This is a genomic window from Dorea sp., assembly GCF_977044405.1.
Window position 1 is genome coordinate 131,559 of record NZ_CDRRQK010000001.1, and the last position, 20,589, is coordinate 152,147.

At 35.3% G+C, this 20,589-nt stretch carries 12 protein-coding genes; all 12 read right to left on the reverse strand.

The annotated features are described in order from the left end of the window. Positions 1-15: 15 nt before the first annotated feature. Positions 16-1,620 (reverse strand): hypothetical protein, encoded by a 1,605-nt coding sequence (locus tag ACWJAF_RS00685; protein ID WP_448861525.1) that lies wholly within the window; start codon positions 1,618-1,620, stop codon positions 16-18. A 38-nt stretch (positions 1,621-1,658) separates the two neighbouring features. Beyond that, positions 1,659-2,570 carry a hypothetical protein gene (locus ACWJAF_RS00690; RefSeq protein WP_448861527.1) on the reverse strand — a complete coding sequence of 304 codons (912 nt, stop codon included), beginning with the start codon at positions 2,568-2,570 and terminating at the stop codon, positions 1,659-1,661. Positions 2,571-2,594: 24 nt separating this feature from the next. Next, positions 2,595-5,141: a BREX-1 system phosphatase PglZ type A gene (gene pglZ / locus ACWJAF_RS00695; RefSeq protein WP_448861529.1), complete on the reverse strand. Its 2,547-nt coding sequence runs from the start codon at positions 5,139-5,141 to the stop codon at positions 2,595-2,597. Positions 5,142-5,206: 65 nt separating this feature from the next. Then, positions 5,207-5,779 carry a retron system putative HNH endonuclease gene (locus ACWJAF_RS00700; protein ID WP_448861531.1) on the reverse strand — a complete coding sequence of 191 codons (573 nt, stop codon included), beginning with the start codon at positions 5,777-5,779 and terminating at the stop codon, positions 5,207-5,209. Next, positions 5,779-7,032 carry an AAA family ATPase gene (locus ACWJAF_RS00705; protein WP_448861533.1) on the reverse strand — a complete coding sequence of 418 codons (1,254 nt, stop codon included), beginning with the start codon at positions 7,030-7,032 and terminating at the stop codon, positions 5,779-5,781. Before ACWJAF_RS00705 ends, ACWJAF_RS00700 begins: the two co-directional genes overlap by 1 nt. Then, a complete protein-coding gene (locus ACWJAF_RS00710) occupies positions 7,023-8,198 on the reverse strand; it encodes an AAA family ATPase (protein WP_448861535.1) in 1,176 nt (391 codons plus the stop codon). The genes ACWJAF_RS00705 and ACWJAF_RS00710 overlap by 10 nt, the downstream gene beginning before the upstream one ends. Positions 8,199-8,273: 75 nt before the next feature. Further along, a complete protein-coding gene (locus tag ACWJAF_RS00715; RefSeq protein WP_448861537.1) occupies positions 8,274-10,049 on the reverse strand; it encodes an ATP-binding protein in 1,776 nt (591 codons plus the stop codon). Further along, on the reverse strand, positions 10,046-11,356 hold the full coding sequence (locus tag ACWJAF_RS00720) for a hypothetical protein (RefSeq protein ID WP_448861539.1): 1,311 nt from the start codon (positions 11,354-11,356) through the stop codon (positions 10,046-10,048). Before ACWJAF_RS00720 ends, ACWJAF_RS00715 begins: the two co-directional genes overlap by 4 nt. Before the next feature lie 101 nt (positions 11,357-11,457). Beyond that, the gene (locus ACWJAF_RS00725; RefSeq protein ID WP_448861541.1) at positions 11,458-12,060 is read right to left on the reverse strand and encodes a DUF6661 family protein; all 603 of its coding nucleotides are present in this window, start codon (positions 12,058-12,060) and stop codon (positions 11,458-11,460) included. Then, the gene (locus ACWJAF_RS00730) at positions 12,050-13,114 is read right to left on the reverse strand and encodes an AAA family ATPase (protein WP_448861543.1); all 1,065 of its coding nucleotides are present in this window, start codon (positions 13,112-13,114) and stop codon (positions 12,050-12,052) included. The genes ACWJAF_RS00725 and ACWJAF_RS00730 overlap by 11 nt, the downstream gene beginning before the upstream one ends. Before the next feature lie 23 nt (positions 13,115-13,137). Further along, positions 13,138-16,944 (reverse strand): BREX-1 system adenine-specific DNA-methyltransferase PglX, encoded by a 3,807-nt coding sequence (gene pglX, locus ACWJAF_RS00735; protein ID WP_448861545.1) that lies wholly within the window; start codon positions 16,942-16,944, stop codon positions 13,138-13,140. 25 nt (positions 16,945-16,969) lie between these two features. Further along, complete coding sequence (gene brxC / locus ACWJAF_RS00740; RefSeq protein ID WP_448861547.1) at positions 16,970-20,575, reverse strand: BREX system P-loop protein BrxC; 3,606 nt, start codon at positions 20,573-20,575, stop codon at positions 16,970-16,972. Between the last annotated feature and the right edge of the window lie 14 nt (positions 20,576-20,589).

The following is a 20,589-nucleotide window of genomic DNA, read 5'->3' on the forward strand; positions in this document are numbered from 1 at the left end:
TCTATCCCCTATTCTTTATACCTCTTCTTCGTCTCTTAGATAAACATTCTCAATATTGGTTGAACCACATATTGGACATTTATTTACATTTGCAATAATCGCATCATAATCTCTTGATAAACAATTTTTGCAAAAGATATAATCTTTCATAGAAATTCCTTTTCTCTTTCCATCTATTTGTCGCTGAATTTCTATTTTGGATGGATTATTACCTAAAATAAAATCAGGTAATAGAAAAATTGATGTTTTCAATTTTAACCACCCATCATCTATTTCCATTTCTTTATAATCGTATTCTAAATATATAAACAAAACATACCTACGTTCTCGTTCTTTTTCCCATTTTGAATCTTTGACTGATAATATCCAATATTGTAATATTTCCTCTAAAAATTTCTTTTTGTCTTGATTTGACATTTTAAATTTGTCGATAACATCCATCAAAAAGTTCAATTCCTGTTTTGCTGCATCCCGATCATATAAAACATCAAATGCAATTACCTGTGACAGAAATGGTCTTGTTGTTCTTAACGGCAGACTTGCATCAGCATTATCTTTCCTTTTCAAATGGTGTATACCTATTGGAGCTAAAAGCTCCACCAATCGATCTCCTTTGTATCCATATACACACTTACCATAATCCTCCTGCATATCTGGATTATCATATGATTTACTAAATGAAGAAACATAATATGTTCTTGTCGCTGTAAAATCAATATCTTTGGCCCAATTCACCTTAATCCATGATGAATCTTCAAATAACTCCGGAATAACCTTTTGTTCTCTCTCATCATTAAGATCTTGTGTCTTTCGCATCCAAATCTCATGGTTTTTTATGGATTCTCGCGCAACGTCCTCTGATATATACTTACAAATATAGTCCTCATTATAGTTATTTCTCGATTTCAATATAAAGTTACTTAATTGTGTCATAAGAACACCTTTTAAAGGTCTTACAACTGGAGACTGCTTATTTAATTCAATAAGTCTTGCTTCTAATGCGAAAAGTTTCTTCAGCTCATCTCGTTCAAATTTCCATATTCCATCTCTTAAATTTCCGTGCATATAACTTATATCGTTTAACAAATTGACATATGCATTAGTTATTGTATCAATCTCTTCTGCTGTTTTTGAAAGATTCATACTATCCTCTACTATAGAAATCAATTGTTCTGAGAAACTCTTGTTTTTTTCTACCGTAAATTTTAAATACGAAAAATAATACAATTTAAGTTGCAGCATTAATCCTTGTTCATATACCGCAATACCGATTCCTTCTTTTTCATTAATAACTTCAGACATATAAGCCATATTTTTTTGCAATCTAGCAGTTTCACCAACCAATTCATATAAATATGCTTTCAACGCATTTATATTTGACATTGCTCCGTAAAAATAAAGTGTATTGATTATGGACACTTCATATTCAGTTACTCTATATCGTCCTAAATAGGAGCGCTGATTCAAATCATAATCACTAATCCACGAAAGCAACCGTTCTTTCGTAATGTAACTCGGATTATCACGAAATTCTTCTGTTGCCTTCAATACTCTATCCAATACATATTCTCTAGCATTGTCTGGCCATTTTTCTGGTTTCTCAGCATACTTAATTTCCATAAATTCACCTCTTAGGAATGTACTCCAATATCCCTTAATCAGACAATATGCACAGCATAAAAATGCACACGGATTTTTTTATCATTCCTTAGTAATACAGTTTGAGCATGTTTTAATTCTGCATATTCAACATCGACATCTACAATTTCCGTTAAACGTTCATATGGAAATTTCAATTCATTTAAATGTACAACAAGCCTATCATAAAATCCTTTTAAATTTTTACCCTTATAATAAATTATCACAAATGCATATGGACAACCATTGGGATCATAGTTTACAAGCACTTTCCTAATATGATTATCTAAATATTCTTTTGACACTGAGTCCAAAATTAATCCCTCTATCATTACTCCCGGAATTCCATCTATATAGAGTTGAATATCTACTTCACCCGCATCAGTTTCCTCTTCTGATTTTCCTTGCCTTGTTTGATCTTTTGTTTCATAACTTTCGTCCAAAATATCACGAATATAATCATTCATTTCATTTTCACTGCTCTGTAAATTATATGAATGATTTTTTTGTAATTTTGAAACAGCTCTCAATATTTTGTTTAATAGCTCTTTTTCCTGAACACGTTCATCAACGATTGTTAAATTATTTGAATTTATTATGTATTCGTCTATATGCTCCTTTAATACGCTAAGTTTAGATTCCACTTGTTCAAATTTTGTCTTATCTGTAAGACCATCAAATTTTTTAAGTAGCTTTATCACTTCATCAATATAATCATCTTTTTTTAATTGTGCCAAAGATAATACTAATTCATCACGCCATCTCATAAACTCAGGATCATCATTTATTTTTTCAACCTGCATATAATTTATCTTTTTTTCTCTTTTTCTCCAATCGTAAGAAGAAACGCTAAGACTATTTTCCAAGTGAAAATTTGCTTTAATTGTTACAGTTTGTTCTATAAGTTCTCTAATTTTATCAGCTGTACCCATTTTTATCCTTCCAAACACCATTTATTAAAACCCAAAATCATCCACAAAAGCAATATCAATCATAAATTCATACCGCTGCAGAATATTCTTCTCATCATTCGCATCTGCCAATACCAAATAATACTTATCACCATACTTATATTCTCTGGACTTCAATGTAAATTTTTCATGGAATGTTCTCTTCTCCGGTGCCTCTTCCCTACTGTTTGCCACAATTGGTACATCAAAAGATATCTTTTCTCCATCTTCTGTCGTAAAGTATGCCACTAGACTTCTTGCTTTCATGGTATCAGTTACTTTCTCTGTCTGGATAAAATCAAAGTGAGTAATCAGGTTCGTTACTTTTCGGTTCACAGAAGTCAAAATTACATCCACATAATCATAAACAACAGATCTAGTGTTCGTTGTCAGTTCAATTACCGGAAGTAGCATCTCCTGAAGCGAAGAACCTCCATGTACATAATTTTGTCCTCCCCCAGCTACTTTAAAGATATCCGCTCCAATCGGCGTCGTCACATATATGTTATCCATATACGTCATCCATCTAGATTTCATTCCCGGTTGACTTACTTTTTGTGTTGTAAGCAAGAACCGTTTGTTGGAATATGCACAGATTTCCCGGTCATACGATACTTTATCAAATTCATGCAGCTTGTCCCTCTTATACAGAAAACCGTGATCAGCTGTGATAAAGAATTTCGGTGCTGATATATAACCGGTCAGTTTCTTGATCAGCTTATGAATCTCTTCGATTGCTTCTGAACACGCCGTAAATACCTCATTTTCACTGGCAGGCTTATCACCACGGGCATCCACCTGATTGTGATAAATATATACGATCTTCTTCTTCTGCAGCAATTCACGGATCTTCTCTTTATTGGCACTTACTACTTCATCAAAAGCTAATGCCACATTATTTTCATTCTGTGCTTTTAAGATCTTATCTCTGGATGCAAGATCACTACAACTCTGTCCGTCTACTGTAACATTCAACTTATCATCTACCAGTAATTCCTTATGTGGCAAAAGACTTGCCATTCCCACTGATGTTACAGAAGGCAGTCCACTGATCATACAGTCCAGTTTCGGTGTACACTTTTCATCTAATTCCAGTCGTTCCATCAATTCCTTTGCACACTCATACCGAAAAGCATCAGAAATAATAATGATGACACGATTCTTTCCTTCATAAGCCTTCAGGTAATTGCGATAAAAATCTTCCTGACGTTTTAATCCGGTATCTGCCATCAGATTATCTGACAATTCCTGATTCCACTTCGGTGTTACTTTCTGCAGATAAGTAAAGGAATACATATTCTCAATCCGTTCTCTTACCTGTGAAAATCTCTCTGTTTCTTCTATGCAATCATAGGCACTGTAAAACCATCTATAATAAGAATCAACCAAATATGTTTGTTTCTGATAATCAGCTACCATATCCTTGATATCACTGGTCACTTCCAGAACAGATATCGCCTTCATCATCTGGTAAGCATATTTGATTGCCTGATATTCATTTTTATATACACTTCCAAAATGGCAGGACTTTGCTGTTCGCTGCTCTGCAATCTGTGCAAGGTGCATACCATCAATCTGAGCATCCAGAATCTCATCATTCAGCTGATCCAGTGCCCAGTCAATTAAAATATTGTCTAATTCCCGGAACGCATCACAATTTACAATGTCCAGAAGCTGTGCAGACTGATCTTTCGATTTATCCGAATCCTTTTTCAGTTCATACCGGATTCTACTTACCACTCGTAACGTCTTGTCCACTTTTTCTGATAATACATCATAAGCATCCTGATAAAGTACATTGTCCATCAGATTTCGGACAAATACAACCACATCATTCTTCTTTTTCAATACATAAGATTTCAAAACAGCCGGCAATGTATCTTTCAACGCTACTGATGCATAAGTCAAAAGCATACATGCTGCCAGATCATCTACGTTCGGATTTTCAGACTGATATCCAAAATACTTCTCACATAATTCCCAGAACTTTTCTAAAAGTCCGTTATCCTCAAGCGCTTTCATGTATGCTTCGCTGTCGTTTAATAATAACTGTCTTGTAATCTCTTCAAAATTTGGAGTCTTCACATCCGTAAGCACGGCAATAAGACCAATATCAATGGTTTCCACATTGAAATGGTCTATGCCAAGCTCTTTGAACTTCTCAATACGATTCTTATTTTTCCAGAAGTTACTGTACTGTGCTAGATGTTCTTTAAATCGGTTGTCAATTCCAATCTCCTGTGACATCTGAGACACTCGGTCCGTGTAGTACGGAACCGAGTAATAATACATATCAGCTAACGGATTCTCTGCATCACTTGGTTTTGGGAATGGTGCGTATACAAGATACTTGCTCTCTGTATCCGATTCGTTCAATAACCATTTTGAATAGAACCAGTTCGTACCATCAAGAATATGTAGTTTTGCATTGTCCAGCTGTAATTCCGATACCTCGTCTTCATATTCCCCTTTATCATCAAACCAGAATATAATACGGGTATCTTCTTTTGAAAATTCAGTATTTAACTGATCTTGTATATTTTGTAAATCCATCGTTTCACCTTCAAGTTTATTTATGCCGAGCTTCATACTGTTTATGATATTTTTTTATTTTTAAACTACATCGTTTTCCAAAACCATTTAATCACATTGTAATATGCTTGGTACTCTCCATTTTCCTCATTCATATAATATGTCTCTATAGTTTCCTTATCAAGATATTGTAATTGTCTCATCACAGATTTTCTCGCATTTTTCAATTCATATGCATTTAAATTCAGCAGATCAATTGTATATTTATCTCCTACAATTTCGCCATTCGCATAATATGTAAATTTTTCCTCACAATTTTCATCTAATGGAGATACAAATTTTTCCGGATCATAATGGTTTTCCTTTTTATTTCCGCATGTCTCTGAAGTATTACAAGAGGCAACAATATTCGTATAATCAAGTGAACGATTACTTACATATTTTCCTGGATGCCGTGGTTCGATATGTTCATTATGAGATTTTTCATGTGTAATACGCCCACAACAATATGCACACAACCCCTTTTGTTCTTTTATCAATTCTGCTTTCAATACTGGACGGTATTGCGCAAATTCCTCACTATCATAATCCTTTTTTGGATGTTTCTTTTTGAAATCCGTTAAAAATTGTGGTTCTTCGTTTTTTAGAATATGCAGCATTATCTTCTTCTCCTTTTAAGCTCCATCCTTGCCATAATCACATCTTGCTGATTATCACTCGTCATCTCAGCTAATTTTGCAATTTTTTCTTCTGCTATCCTATAATCACCTCGTTTAATCGCCTCATAAATAGACTCGATAAATTTTTCGGTTTCTACATTAATAGCATGTGTTCCCATAAACTGCTCCAAAACTGCATTTGCATCATATCCATTTAATTGATGCATCTGCTGAACTTTTATATCATTCTCTTCTCGCCGCATAAAGAAAAGATTATAGTCTTCATTTGCCTCGCTTAATACAATTGGTGAATGTGTAGTTACGATAAATTGAATATTCGGGAACGTCTGCCTTAACACTCCAAGTATTTTTCTTTGCCAAGATGGATGCATGTGTAGCTCTATCTCATCAATCAGAACAATCCCTTCCCCCAATAATGGATTTGTTAATGTAGGATTAGCTAAAGCTAGTCTTCTTGCCAAATCCCCAAACAGTGCCATCGTACATTTTTCACCATCTGACATTTGAGATACATTTAAACTAATATTTCCTTTATCAATCTTCATTTCCAACCGAGGTCTACGAGCCACTCTCAAATTGCTACAATCATCCAGCATAGACATAATTGCGATTCTTACTGCTTTCAATGCACGATCCTGATAATTCAAATCCCCACTTTCTATCTTATGTTCATTCTCGTAATCTTCCTGGCTTCGATACCACTCAAAAAAAGTCCGAAAATCTATTTTATTTTCAATAGCCTTTTCGAAAGATGAATAAATATCAAACGTATGATGCGTTCTTATTCTCAATGGAATATCCAGCACCAACCTATTGGTTCCGTAATTTGCAAAAATAGCTATATTCCCTTGTTCTTCATCTGTGATATACTGTTTATGAAAAATATCTGCAATACATTTTAAAGAATCTATATTATGGCTTCTTTTTCCAGTATTACGAACCATTTTTCTATAGTATTCTATATTTTCATTCTCCAAATTGATTAATGTTGATATTTTCGTTTCTTTTTTTCCATACTGAATATCTTCTAACTGTATTGTGTAATTCTGTTTTAACTCCTTGCGATTTACGATTCCGTTGATAATATTGGCAAATAATAAATCAATGGAACGAAGAACAGAAGACTTACCAGTACCATTAACACCAAAAATAATGGTGCTCTTCCCATGTAAGTCCATTTTTGTATGTTCAATCGCTCTGAAATTATCTAATACTATATTCTCTAAGCGCATATGATATCTCCTCTCAATATTTTCTCTAAATTCAGAGACGACTTTGTGTCTATAATATTCATATCTCTTCCATCGTTCTGTGCCGCAGGCATATAGATTCCTCCATGATCCAGAATCCGGATCTGCTCTCTTGGAACAGAATCGATAACTGCCGGTGCATGAGAGCTGACAATAAACTGAACTTCCGGGAAAATTGCATGGAGATCACTTAAGATTGTCTGCTGCCACTGCGGATGCAAATGTAAATCAATTTCGTCAATCAGTACAACACCCGGTGTTTTTTCCAGCACCTGATCCCCCAATGTAGGATTTAGCACTGCCATACGATAGGCAATATCACCGATCATGCTAAGGGTGTTCTTGTATCCATCACTCATCTCATCCATTGCAAACTTCTGTGCATTGCCATCTGCGGATTCAAATTCCAATACCAGTTTATGGGTATCAAGATCAAAGATAAGGCTGGCATTTCGTGCACCGCTGATTCTCTCAAAACTTCTACTGATTGCCTTTTCGACTGTTTTCAGAAGTAATGGTCTGTCCAGTATCCCTGTCTTCTGCTGCTCCTGAAGGCTTTTCAGTGTCTGCATCTGAAACCAGTTCAACATCAGCTTTTCATTTGACTCTGCCGCCATACAATCCACGTAGCCCACCTGACGTTTAAACTCTGTTAAAGATTTCAGTTTTCTCTTTTCTTTCTTCTGTGCATATAAACGTCCGGTTCCATAATAAGAGATTAGAGGAAGTACCAGAGACTTATCTCCTGTCATGATCTGATTCTGTGCTTTCTTTGCAAGTCCTATCAATTCGCCTGCACCTTTGATGGTTGTCTTGCCACTTTCAGAATTCAGAGAACGAATCCATTTCACATTTTGCTGATCCAGGCAATCGCCAATACTTACAATACTTACTGGGAACTGATGCTGTGGATCAATCGTTCCATTTAAATCATGAAACTCATATCTGGCATCATGCTTTAAAATACTTCTGCTGACGCCACCGTCAATAGCTAATAGAAAGGTACTGACTGAAACAGCTACTGCATCCAGTATTGCAGTCTTACCAGCTCCATTCTTACCAACTACCAATGTGATATGATCATCAAAATCAATCTCTGCATCTTTGAAGCATCTGTAGTTTGTAATCATAAGCTTTTTTAATTTCATACTCTTTTCACCTCACTTATATGGCAAATCATACCTTTTACAACATTTAATTTGATAAATAAGATATTTAAAAAGTTAACGTCTCCATCTTTCCAAAACATTTTTTATTGTAATAGTTCCATCTTCGTCAATTGCTTTCCACTTTTCACACCATGTATCATAGACATTAACATTTTTCGATTGTGGTTCAGGATTTGGCTTATCCAATTGAACTATTGCCGGTATAGGACTAGCATCTCCTACTATTAAGCATTGACCTGGCTGTAATGTTGGTAATACATCCGCTATCGCATTCGTATTATTAGGTAATAAATTTTTTATATATAATTGATCCGCCGTATTAGTTAATCTCAATGCTATAAAATTATTACATTGGGCAAAAATTGTATCAGACACTTCACTTGGTCTCTGACTTACAACCATCAAGCTAATACCATATTTTCTTCCTTCCTTTGCTATACGTTCAATAGATTTTTTTGATGATGCATAACCAACATTTCCATTTTTAGGAACGTAATTATGGGCTTCTTCACAAACTATCATAAATGGTACATCATTTACTTCATTTTTCTCATGTTTTAACTTTGAAAAATGAAAACAGAAATCAAAAATAATTCGAGATATCAAACTTACAGTAATTGACAGCACCTCAAATGGCACTCCACTTAAATCAATTATACTTATATTAGCTTTATTCAAATATCCTAAAAATTGCTTTAGTATTTCATCAAAATCATTGGATGTATACTTCGTTCCATCTTCCTTTTGGGGTTTCATCAAAAATCCTAATCTTCGGTCATTAATCTTATTTTCAAGTCTTGAAAGGAAACGATTAAACTCCCCATTAAATGGACCATTCGATGCTTTAGATGCCGCTGCAGTTGATGTTGGAATAAATTTATATTTCTTTTCAAAATATTGAATCCTATCATGAATTTCTACTTGATGTTTATTTTCATCAAGTATCTTTGGAAGCTGTTCCTGATCCGCAACTTTACTAATGACTTCATCATTCATATTGCTAATATAATTGTACACTTCTTCAATACTAAAATAAACCGGGGTATCATATGTAACCCTTGTTAAAGTCGGATTATACTTCTCCTTATTTAAAATTACAGCTCTTCTAAATTGTGAAATTTGATTATGCGAATTTGCTTCATTGCTCTCAATAAAAATTGATTCTAGTTCTTCACTATTCATTAGCCAATACGGCAATTTCAATTTTTCCACATCTAAATAATTTAATGAAAATTTTTGATTATCCTCCAAATTAAATGCTGCTTTATATTCTGAATGTATATCAAATATTATAATATGTGCATTTTTTTGTTCTGAAGCATATATATTTTCTCCTTTACTAATTCCTACAGCTTCTTGAAGAATTTTTGCAACTGTACAAGATTTTCCTGATCCAGTTGATCCAACAATACCTATATGTTTTCCAAAAAAAATATTTCCATTAATTTTTAAGTCTACTTCTTTATTCTGCACTAGTTTTCCCATCGGAAAAGTATATCTTTTATCATCATAAAAGATTTTATTTAAAACATCTTGTTCAGCAATATTTACCGGTTCTGTAGGAGAAGGCAGCAATGTACTTCCCGGATAAAATCCCTCATCATCAACCGTTCCTATTGGTTCAGCTACAACTAAATATTTATCTTTTTCACCAGTATTATCCACAACCGCCTTAATTTCTTTTATTGTAGCAATTATAGAATCATGATTTCCCACAGATATTTGCAAGTATTTTCCTATTCTTAAATTATCTTTGTTCTTTTCAAATTGTTCAAATTCCATTCGGACAGTAATTGTTAATGCAGAACTTTCTAAAACATGTCCAATCATACTTCTACCTCATCTCTCATTTTAAGTAAATATTCTAGTTGACTAAAATTATTTATATCTAAAACTTCTATTTCAACATCTCTTGTAGAAAAAGAAGTTGGTAACTGCTCGGCAATTTGAAATATATCATCCTGTTTATTTCTATTAATGGCATCAACATACTCCGTACTGTCAAAACAAATTTTAATTTTAAATTGCATCCAATTTTCACCTATTTTTTTCTCAGGCTCTTTAAGAAAAGCCTCTAAATAGAATATGGAGCCACGATAACCAGTTTCTGCTTCAATTCCTTTTTCATATAATCGACTCACCAGTTCAGCAATTTTTTCCTTATCATACCCTAAGATGCAAAAAATCGCTGGACAATGTAGTTTTATCTTGTAACAATAACTATCTACGAATTTTTTTATAAATAGCACAATTCCTTGTTCAAAATCTTCTATCTGACATGGATTAAAAACAAAACATCTTTTCCTGCAATTAATATTAAGAGTTTTCGCCATTTGTTTTCTTCTGATAAATAAAAGCTGTTTATAGTTTGATAATTCTTTTGTCCATCTAGAAATAGCTGTACTCTTAATTGTTTTTAATTCGTTTAACAATTCTTGTTTGGTTATATTTCTATCTTTATCATTTTTCAAAATGCTTAATGATGCAATACAATTAATTGCATTCGGAAATATGATTTCTTCAATATCTTCTGAAGAAAATCCCTCTTCTATCAACATTTCTTTATTTTCTTCTTCTAATCTATAATATTCTTGACCTATAATAAGCCGAAATCTATTGTCAATAAATTCGTCCAAATCACACAATACTTCTAACTCATTTGTGTCAATGTAATTTTTGATTTTATCTTTATCATCCTTACTTTTTCTGGTTTTACTTATCAGTTCTTCTATTTCTTTGTCTTCTATTTTCTTGATATAAGCAATATAATCACATATATATTCAATATTTTTTGTATTTAATGCTTTGTAAATTTCATCTTTTGGGACTTTCTTTTCACCAGCTTGCTCCGATGGAAAAAAAGCATATAAAATAAACTTGATATGTGAACCTTTTTGCTCTGTGTATGTTTTTATCATTTGTAAAATGGGTTTATACACTTTTGACCACTGAAATTTTTCAACTTCCCCATGATATTTACATTGAATTGCCGTGATATGTTCCTCAGAAACTTTGTCAATATCTTCTACAATTCCCTCCACCGTTATCACTTCATTGGAAGAACTTAAGATTTCATTTAATGTTCGATTAAATTGATACATAAAGCCTTTTATTGTCGAATCTGCTATTCGTCCCATCTCTAGCCACCTTTTTCCTTTAATAAACGTTTTTCGCACTGAAGTATATTAATATTCTTTGTAAATGCTCCAAAATATTTTGCGATAATAATACAACGCTTTTAACTCACAATCTGAAACAATCTCGGATCATATGTATCAGAATCAACCACAGATACCCTGCAATTAATCCATTGAAGTTTTTTATTCATGCTATTCTGTAATGCTTGCATAATCATCTTTTTTGTTCGCGTTTTCCCGCCAAAATTACCTTCCAAGAACAAAATCACATATTTCTTTTTCGAATCATCTGAAAATGTATCATTCGCCAAAAATTGAATGTATTCCCTTAATTCGTCCAAGCACTCTTTTGTATTTCCAAAGGATTTTGCTCCAACCAAAGCAGCTATCGTCATTGCTATTTTCTGTGCCACTTCAATGTCCAAGCTGTCTCGCCCTTCCACATTGACGGAGGTATGTGTCGTATTGCGTTTCTGATTATTTGGTGCAATTCTCCATCGACAATTACCTTCATCCCCGGTACTGTTTTTTACTTCTATAAAAGCGATCTTATTTTTATCAACAGAAATAAAATCTACACCTTTTGCTTCTGGTAATTTATTAAAATAATCTCGATAAAATTTTGTATCATCAAATTTTATCACTGTATCATTTTCCGGAAACTGAAACTTTAATCCGCTTTCTTCTATGATATTATTCTCCATAAATAATCCTCTGTTCTCTGTCATACATTGCATCAAATTCCTGCATAATCGCATTATGTTCCAAATCAGATGCTGAACTCTTCATTTCATAATGAACATCATGTGTAACCTCATCCCTGAATAACGAAATAAATCTAATATCCATTTTTTTAGGGTTCAACTCTGGATAAGCAGCAATCATGTTAAATTCCTGCTGAATAAAATAATCATGTGTTGAAACAAAAATCTGTACGCCCATCTGAGCTAATGCAGCCATTGCCTGAACAATCGGACGAATCATTTTAGGATTCATATTGGTTTCCGGCTCATCCCAGAATAAAATCGTATTCTTATTCAAGCTTCCGGAAAGAATCATATAGATAATCATAGACAACTTTCTATATCCGTCAGAAAGCAATCCCATCTCAAATTCGCCTTCACCTTTTATTTTAAAATAAAACTTCTTATTTTTCTGGACAATTTGTCCTTTCATGATATCTTCCAGAGTACTTAATACCTGATTCTGTTCTGTAGTATTAGGTCCTTTCGAAAGCGGTCGATCTAAAAGTTTTGCAAGATCATAGTACATCTCTTCAAAGTCAATATGATACTCATCATATAACGACACAAAATGCTCTACTGTAGAAATCATTTCTTTCGTAGGAATATAAATAACATCATATTTCTTTGCTTTCTCACCTTGTTCTATAGAAACATCCGCATGGTTTTCCTGTCTGTTTCCAAATCCAACTGCAATTTTTTGCTTCTTCTCCAATTCAACTGAGAAATCAGTTCGATTGCTTCCCTGCTTACGGCTTACCAGTCTTCCTATTTTCATTTCATCCGGGCGGAACACACCTTGAATTTTTTTCACAATAAGCTGTTCTTCCATTTCCTTGGTCAAAATATCTTTTCCACCATTACTAAATGGTTTTATCAAAGAATACATCGCTTTTAAAAGTGTTGTTTTTCCTGTACTGTTTTCACCACAAATGATATTGATATTATCTGACCAATTTATTTCAGCATTTTCAAATGCCATAAAATTGTTTAATGTCAACTTTTTGATTTTCATATCGGCTTGTCACCTCGTTTCCTTTATTTAATTTTTGCCAACAAATTTACTTTTAATGCTTTCTTTCCTTCCTGAGCTACTTCCACGCCCTGGAATTTCGCATAATTTACTTTTACGCCATCATCCAGATCAATTTCAATTCTCTTATTCGCAATATGAGCAATGGCTTCATCATAAATCTTCATTTCTGCAAGCTGTTTTGTATATTTCGTCACTGCTTTGGTTGCTTTTGACTTTTCAGAAGCTGAGGATGCATTGTCAATCGTGTACTGAGCACTCTGCATTGCTGTCTCTACATATTTCTGTGCCCGATGTAAATAATCTGTTCTTACACGTCCCACGGTATCGGAATCATAACGGTGCATATAAATCAATGCTTTAAATCCATTTTGTTTTCCGCTGTCAAAAAGCCAGTATATCGGTCTCTTCTGATATACTTTCAAATGATCTGCATAAAAATCTTTCAGAAAATAATTACGGATAACTTCTCTGGAAGTATCGCCTTTGTTTCCTAACGCATTTGCAATAAAGTCAAGATTTTCTTCTAATGTACCCGTACCATAAACTGTTTTAACAAATTCTACGAAAAGACCTACAATATCATCTGAGAAATATTCTTCATCAGTAATTGGAATACAGTTGTCTAAATCAGGTCGATATGTTAGTTCCATCCAACCATTATCTGTTTTTATTTTTCCATAATATTCACCAGTTATTAAAGCTTGACCATCCGACATGAGTATAATATTGCCCTCAACATCTGCTAAAATCTCATCCTCTTTTTTATAATAGTCATTAAAATTTCCACCTGCATATACTAAACCTTCTCTATTAAGAGAATAACGACCAAACATACAGCCTACCGCATAAGAAACAAAATTACGAATGTCTCTTGCCAAATCAGCTGTGCGAACTGTAATATATCTTTCTTCAACTTCTGGTGTAAGTTCATTCTGCAAATTATAATTTCTAATAAAAATACGATTCAATTCTTCTTCATTTTCTTTTAATTTACTAAAACGCTCATTACAGTTTTTTTCCCACTCTAAATATACTTGACGCATTTTTACACTAAATAAATTGTTTTCTTCTTTATTTGTGTCCACCATTTTTTTATCAACCAATGGTTGTATTTTAAAATCCCATGACGTTTCGCTTGAATCCCAATCTTTTTTTGCCAAGATAATATTTTCTTTTGAAAGCCTATCAATATCTTTTTCAGATTCAAAAATCACTGGAATACCAGCAATATCCCCTGGTTGATAATTAATCGTTGCATTACTAATATTAAGATAATATTGGCCAATTTTGCTGTTAAGTAATGCAAGAATATACTCCGTTTTATCACTTACATTTATACTTGAGCCACCAGAATCAAATAAAGCGCCTCCTTCACATATTCTACAAGAAAATAAGCCTGATGTAACTGCTGACCAGGTAATTAGTTTTTTAAAATACAAAGCTTCACTTCGAACACTTGCTACTTTTAAACCATTTTCCTTCACATTTGTTTTTATCTCATATCCATCATTTTCCCAATTTACAAGATATTCATTATAACCATACCAACGTTTATATCCCCCACCTTTGCAATATGGGAACCACTTTTTTTGAGATACAATTGCCTCATCCGAACTCATCGCATTAAAATTAACTTTATTGATTTCAACTTCTGTCCATAAACGTAGGAATCGATTATTATCTCCCGTCGTCATTCCTGTCCTCGGAGATGCAATTTGACCAAGCAATTGAGCTTTATCATATACATCAATAACGTTTTTGCTTACCCAATATGCCACGGGGCTACCTGGAATTTTTGCAAAATATTCAGTAGACACTTGAGCAAAGTGATTTTTCAATACAGGGAAACATATAGGTCTACCATTCTCAATATCACATAATTTAATTTGATTATAAGTTCCCTTGTATTCAGAAATATGTCTATTCCTAAAAATAGTAACTGCTGTTCCAAATGCAATCCCCATAACCATATTTTCCATATGCATTAGATTCGTGATATCTTTTGTTTTTAATATATTAGTACGCATTTTTTCAAAACTTGATAAAAACATCCAACTCTGCATCGTAACCATGCTATTATACCCATGAGTCTTTATCATCATATTCCATTTTTCAATACATACGGCAAATAAATCACTTTTACTATCCGGATAGTTATCCTTCACATATTTTGATAATTTTGCTCCCATACCAGAAGCTCCCATATACGGTGGATTTGTCACTACCGCATCATATTTTTGCCCCAGATTTTTTGCTACTCTACCCAATTTTCGTAAGCTTTCCTGGGTTTCTTCACTTCCAACACTTTCAAATGAAATCTGGCCAGTTGTACCTAAATCATCTACAAATCTTTCAAGCACATCCCAATCACAAGCATCTACATTCAAAATAGAACCGTACTCTCTGGCATCTTTAAATGTATCCAGCAATCCTTCCATCTGCATCACAGCCAAATTCCGTTCCATCTCTCTTAAACGTGTTCCAAAGAACTGCAAATGATTCCTATTGATTCCATTACTCTCTACAATCGCATAGACTTTCGGCTCCGGTTTCCCATCTCTTCCACGCAGGAATCCTCTGTTATAGCCACGACCTTTCATCATAACTGCAAAATATGTCAGCTGATATGCTCGCTGATCAATATCCAGTCCATGGATATTATGTTCTACGATTTCAAATGCAGCTTCCCTCTTGTCATATCCGGCACTTTCATAGATGTCCATCAGCACATCAAACATTGCAATCAAGATGTGTCCGCTTCCCATACATGGATCAATACAAGTAATGTCCGTTGGTTTCAGGTCTTTGTATGTGGTACGGATTTCTGCCAGTTTCACATTAACTGACTCTTCCTGCTCTGCTTCTGGAAGGTAATATTTCCATCCAAACCTCTCTGCAGTTGCTTTTTCATCTGTGTTTGGATTCATCGCCCGTAAATGCTCAATCCAGATTCTTCCCACAGAGTTTTCAACCATATAACGAACAATCCAGTCTGGTGTAAAAAGCTGTGTTGCCGCCGGAATTCGTTCTTTTGTGATCTTTACATTCTTTTTCAGTTTTGCAAAGGTATCATCTTTTAATTCTGTATTGTAATACTGATACAGCCATCCAATAATTTCCACCTGTCCGGTTGGATTTCCTTCTTCATCCAGTGTAGATACATTAAAATCAGCTTCTGGAATACCTGTCTCCGGATTCACCAGCATATAGATGACATCATCTTTATTCGCATAAGAAATACCAAACAGTAATTCCATATAATCAGAATCTGCCGCAAAGAGTCCTGGCAGGATATCATGCAACTGATGGCACTGCTTCAGGAATAATTTGCAATACAGTTTATCCGTATCTTCTAACGTACCACTCATTTTCCAGTTAATGATTTCTTCTTTTTCCTGTGCTGTCAGGTCTAAATCCACATCCGGTGCCTGTGTCACAAGATCCGGCTCCATTTTTCCTTCTTTTTCGGAAGAAAGTACACGAACTCTGTTTGGGAGATAATCATTCACTTCCATAAAACGAATTGCACAGATTCTGTTGAACCAAGTATAAGCCACTTCTTCTACGACAGCCTCAAATCCACGGGATTCAATCTGGGATACCAGCCGTCTTCTCTGCTCACACTGTCTTTTATTCAACGTTACTTCTGTTCCTGCAACCGTCTGGTATACTTCAAAATCTGCTCCCCTAGTAATCGGTTCACTGCATGTTTTTTCTGTAATACCAAGCATACCAGATTTATCTGTAACAGAATCAATCAGTTTCTTTCTTGCTTCTATGGCAAATTTCTTTATCGCATTCTTGTTCATGTACTCTTTCCTCCCACTGGAATGATTAGCTCAATGTAATGATGGTATTCTCTTCCAGCTCTTGTAATAATTTTCGCTTCATCTCTGCCAGGAATTTGTCAATATCCTGTTCATTTTCAATAGAATAAGTTCTTGCACCTGCCACGTTACTGATGGATACATTCTTCCGTTTCTTTGGCTTTGTCTGAACTGGCGGTGTTACTGGCTTCGGTGGTTCTGTATGTCCGCCACCTGCCGGTGGTGTTACCGGAGTTACAGGCGGTACTGGTTTCGGGCGATGCGCCTCCTCATATTCTGTAATTTCATCCATGCAGCGAAGCTTTAATGTATCACTTTCCAGTCTGATATTCTTCACTGCCGCAATCTCATGGGATGTATCCAGTTTCTGTTTTAATTCTGCAAAGGCATTTACGAACTTATCCCTGAATACAAATGCAAACTCTTTCTCATCCAGTGTATGTAACACTTTTTCAAGATCATCATCCACGATTGGTCGCATCTCTTCTGATTCTTTTTCCAGTAAAGTTCCATACTGCTGTACGAATTTCATGGACATATCCGGCAGTTTTTGAATCTGTCCAAATGGATTTTTTGCTGTCACGATGGCTTCCATCAGAGCAACATTATCAATGATCTCCTGTTCCCGGACATAGGTCTTACTGTTTTCAAACATCTGGATCTGCTCCAATGCTTTTTCAAAGATCTTTTTCTGACCACCTTTGAAGAAGTCAAATACCGGTGTAGTGTAATCTGCATCATCCAACAGGTCATCACGTTTTTTATCCACTATTTTAAAGAACTCCACTGGTTCTTTAATAACCAGAAGTTCTTCCAGACTTTTCTTTGCCTGTTCCATCAGGGATTTGCAAGGCAGTTTCGGATTTACACGGTATTCGATCATGATTTCACCGAAAGTATCCAACTTATCCTGTGCCTTATTCTTAAAGTTTCTCATGATGGTATCATCATCATCACTGGATAAGGAATAACCAAAATAATCCTTCAATACTTTTTTAACGGAACGAATCTGTCCGTCTGTCGCCCGTTCCCGGATGTCAATGAGCAGCTTCTCTACAAATTCACGTTTCGTCAGATAACGTACCAGCTCCTCTTTTGTATTGGACAGCACAGACAGACTCTGACTGTTATACGTCAGAGATACTCGTCCCATCTTAAAGAGCATGGCAACCAGCCACTGCACGTCTTTCGGATCAAAGCCATAAGGAGCTGCCCCGAATTTATCCTGCAGGGATTTCAGAGAAGTCTTCATATGTCTTGCATTGTTCAGGCTGATCACCTGAATCACTTCTTCCAGTGCCAATTTGTTCGGTGTTGTATCACTGGTTCCAAGGAAGGAAAGTTGTCCATCATTGCCATTGAATACCGCTGCAATATCTGAAAGTTCCGGTGCTGTCTCCATGTAGGTCAGCTTGTTATACTGCATGGCTACTAGTTTGCCAAGTGCTTCATTGATACGGCTTGCCGGCTCTTTTGCTGAGATATTTGCTTTATCGCCATTCACATAGATATCTGCATGTTTCAGAGCATCCTCAATGAAGATACGGATACGGTCTTTCTTTTCAATACGCTCATCTTCTTTTGCACGACGAATGCTGTCAAAACTGCCTCTTGCCCCTGCTGCATTTTTATTCAGGAACTTATAAATTTTGATGGATTCTGTGATTTCATCCAGGAAGGTACTATCATTTGGCAATTTCACAATAACCGTATGTTCCTGTGCAGAAAGCATACGCAGGGCAGAATCCGGATAATCTCCGCCATATGGCGTGATGATAGATACTCCGATATCATTTGACTGGTTGCCCTTGAAGTACCGGTCATCTACTTTCTGATTGAACGGGAATAAGTACCGGCTGCTATAACGATATTTCTTGTCCGTAAAGATTTCCTCGAAAATAACAGTAGATGCCTCTCCGATAATCTCCCCCATTTCTACGGATTCATTATTGATGGCATTATTGATCTCCTGTTCTTCATTGGTCAGGAAAATATAGATTTCTCCATTCTTCTGCACCAATGTCTCACGGATCAATTTCTTTAAGGATTCTTCAATCTTGCCACGGATTTCAATCCGATCATCATCTATATTGGATATCATCAGTGTGGTAAGGTTATCTACATTTGCCTTGATCTCTTTGACATATTTAATCATAAACAGTACTTTCAGCAGTTCCACATCAAACTCATCCAGTCTGCTGTTATCCTCTGCATCTGTAATAACCTGACTGTGCTGATGGTCAATGAATTTATGCAGCGGATCGTAGAAATAGCTGAATGGAACCAGTACGCCTTCCTGGCTATCTTTCAGACGAACAGCAGACTCCTGAAACAGTGCCAGCATAGAACGGGACTGATCGGATAAATGCTTTCCACTGGCTCCATGGGTACGCACAGCTGTCAGTACCTGTCCAAGCAGGTTAAACTGATATGGGATAAATGGATAGCAGTCTGCAAAATCCGTCTTGTCTGTGTATAATTTTTTATCTGCGGTATCCGCTGTGAACGTGATCAGATTCTTAATAATGGATTCTTTCTGCTCATACAATAACTTCAGGGATTCTTCTGCAATCTCGTTTTTCTCCAGAATACGTTTCCGGATAACTTCATCTACATTGGATGCCGACAGGGATAATCTGGTATCAAAACGTCCCTGAATCTTAGAGAAGTCATTTCCTTTTGTCTTTGTGATAGAATCAATGTCTTCCTGGCTGGTAACGATCACCCATGCTTTTCCTCTGCAGGCAGTTCCCAGATCTTCCACAATAGTCTGTAAGTTCAGCATTAACTGAGTATCATCGGCAATGTACTGTCCGATCTCGTCTACAAGGAAAATGACATGATGGTTCGGACCTTTTTTCTCACAATACTCTTTCACCAGAGACACGAATTTCTCAATACTGAGGTCGTAGCTTCCTTTGGCATTTTTACACCAGTTACGGGCAGCTTCTTCACTCATGAAGTCCATCGCTACGATAGTTTTTACGATTTTATCCTGAATTACTGCAAAGGCCTGTCTCTTTTTCTCCCATGATGCTCCTACAATCTCCTGGAATTTTTCTTTAAACTCTTCAAATCTGCCTTCGTTATCCATCTGGCGTTCAAATTCTGCAAGATATGGAATGGAACCGCAGTATCCCTGCATTTCATTGAACACCTTCATGAAAACTTCCACAATGGCTTCCTTACCAGAACCAACTTTTGCAGACCCTTTAGAATCAATATTAAAAAGCATGACATCGGAAGAAATAGTTCCGGAATTAGTCATCTTGGCAATCAACATTGGATCTTCAATTTTCTTTCCATCCGTAAAATACTCAATGGCTCTCTTCCCCTCTACCACACTGTTTTTCAGCAAATAAGAAAGAATCTTTAAGAAGTGAGATTTACCACTTCCAAAGAAACCGGAAATCCAGACACCCATTTTATCAGTATATCCATTGATGCCTTTTTCGTAGTTATCAAAGAAATCCCGAAAATGCTTTAATAATTCTTTGGTTACAACATATTCATCTAATTCCTGATATACATTTTCTTCATCAGACTGACCGACCTTAATTACGCCCTTAATATCACGATCAATCTGTTTCTCAAACATGTCTTTAATCTGCATTTTTCTTCCTCCGT

Coding starts and splice junctions, on each gene's coding strand:
- ACWJAF_RS00730 (WP_448861543.1), bottom strand. CDS start 13,114: ATGAAAATCAAAAAGTTGACATTAAACAATTTTATGGCATTTGAAAAT.
- pglZ (WP_448861529.1), bottom strand. CDS start 5,141: ATGGATTTACAAAATATACAAGATCAGTTAAATACTGAATTTTCAAAA.
- ACWJAF_RS00725 (WP_448861541.1), bottom strand. CDS start 12,060: ATGGAGAATAATATCATAGAAGAAAGCGGATTAAAGTTTCAGTTTCCG.
- ACWJAF_RS00715 (WP_448861537.1), bottom strand. CDS start 10,049: ATGATTGGACATGTTTTAGAAAGTTCTGCATTAACAATTACTGTCCGA.
- ACWJAF_RS00705 (WP_448861533.1), bottom strand. CDS start 7,032: ATGCGCTTAGAGAATATAGTATTAGATAATTTCAGAGCGATTGAACAT.
- pglX (WP_448861545.1), bottom strand. CDS start 16,944: ATGAACAAGAATGCGATAAAGAAATTTGCCATAGAAGCAAGAAAGAAA.
- ACWJAF_RS00710 (WP_448861535.1), bottom strand. CDS start 8,198: ATGAAATTAAAAAAGCTTATGATTACAAACTACAGATGCTTCAAAGAT.
- ACWJAF_RS00700 (WP_448861531.1), bottom strand. CDS start 5,779: ATGCTGCATATTCTAAAAAACGAAGAACCACAATTTTTAACGGATTTC.
- brxC (WP_448861547.1), bottom strand. CDS start 20,575: ATGCAGATTAAAGACATGTTTGAGAAACAGATTGATCGTGATATTAAG.
- ACWJAF_RS00690 (WP_448861527.1), bottom strand. CDS start 2,570: ATGGGTACAGCTGATAAAATTAGAGAACTTATAGAACAAACTGTAACA.
- ACWJAF_RS00720 (WP_448861539.1), bottom strand. CDS start 11,356: ATGGGACGAATAGCAGATTCGACAATAAAAGGCTTTATGTATCAATTT.
- ACWJAF_RS00685 (WP_448861525.1), bottom strand. CDS start 1,620: ATGGAAATTAAGTATGCTGAGAAACCAGAAAAATGGCCAGACAATGCT.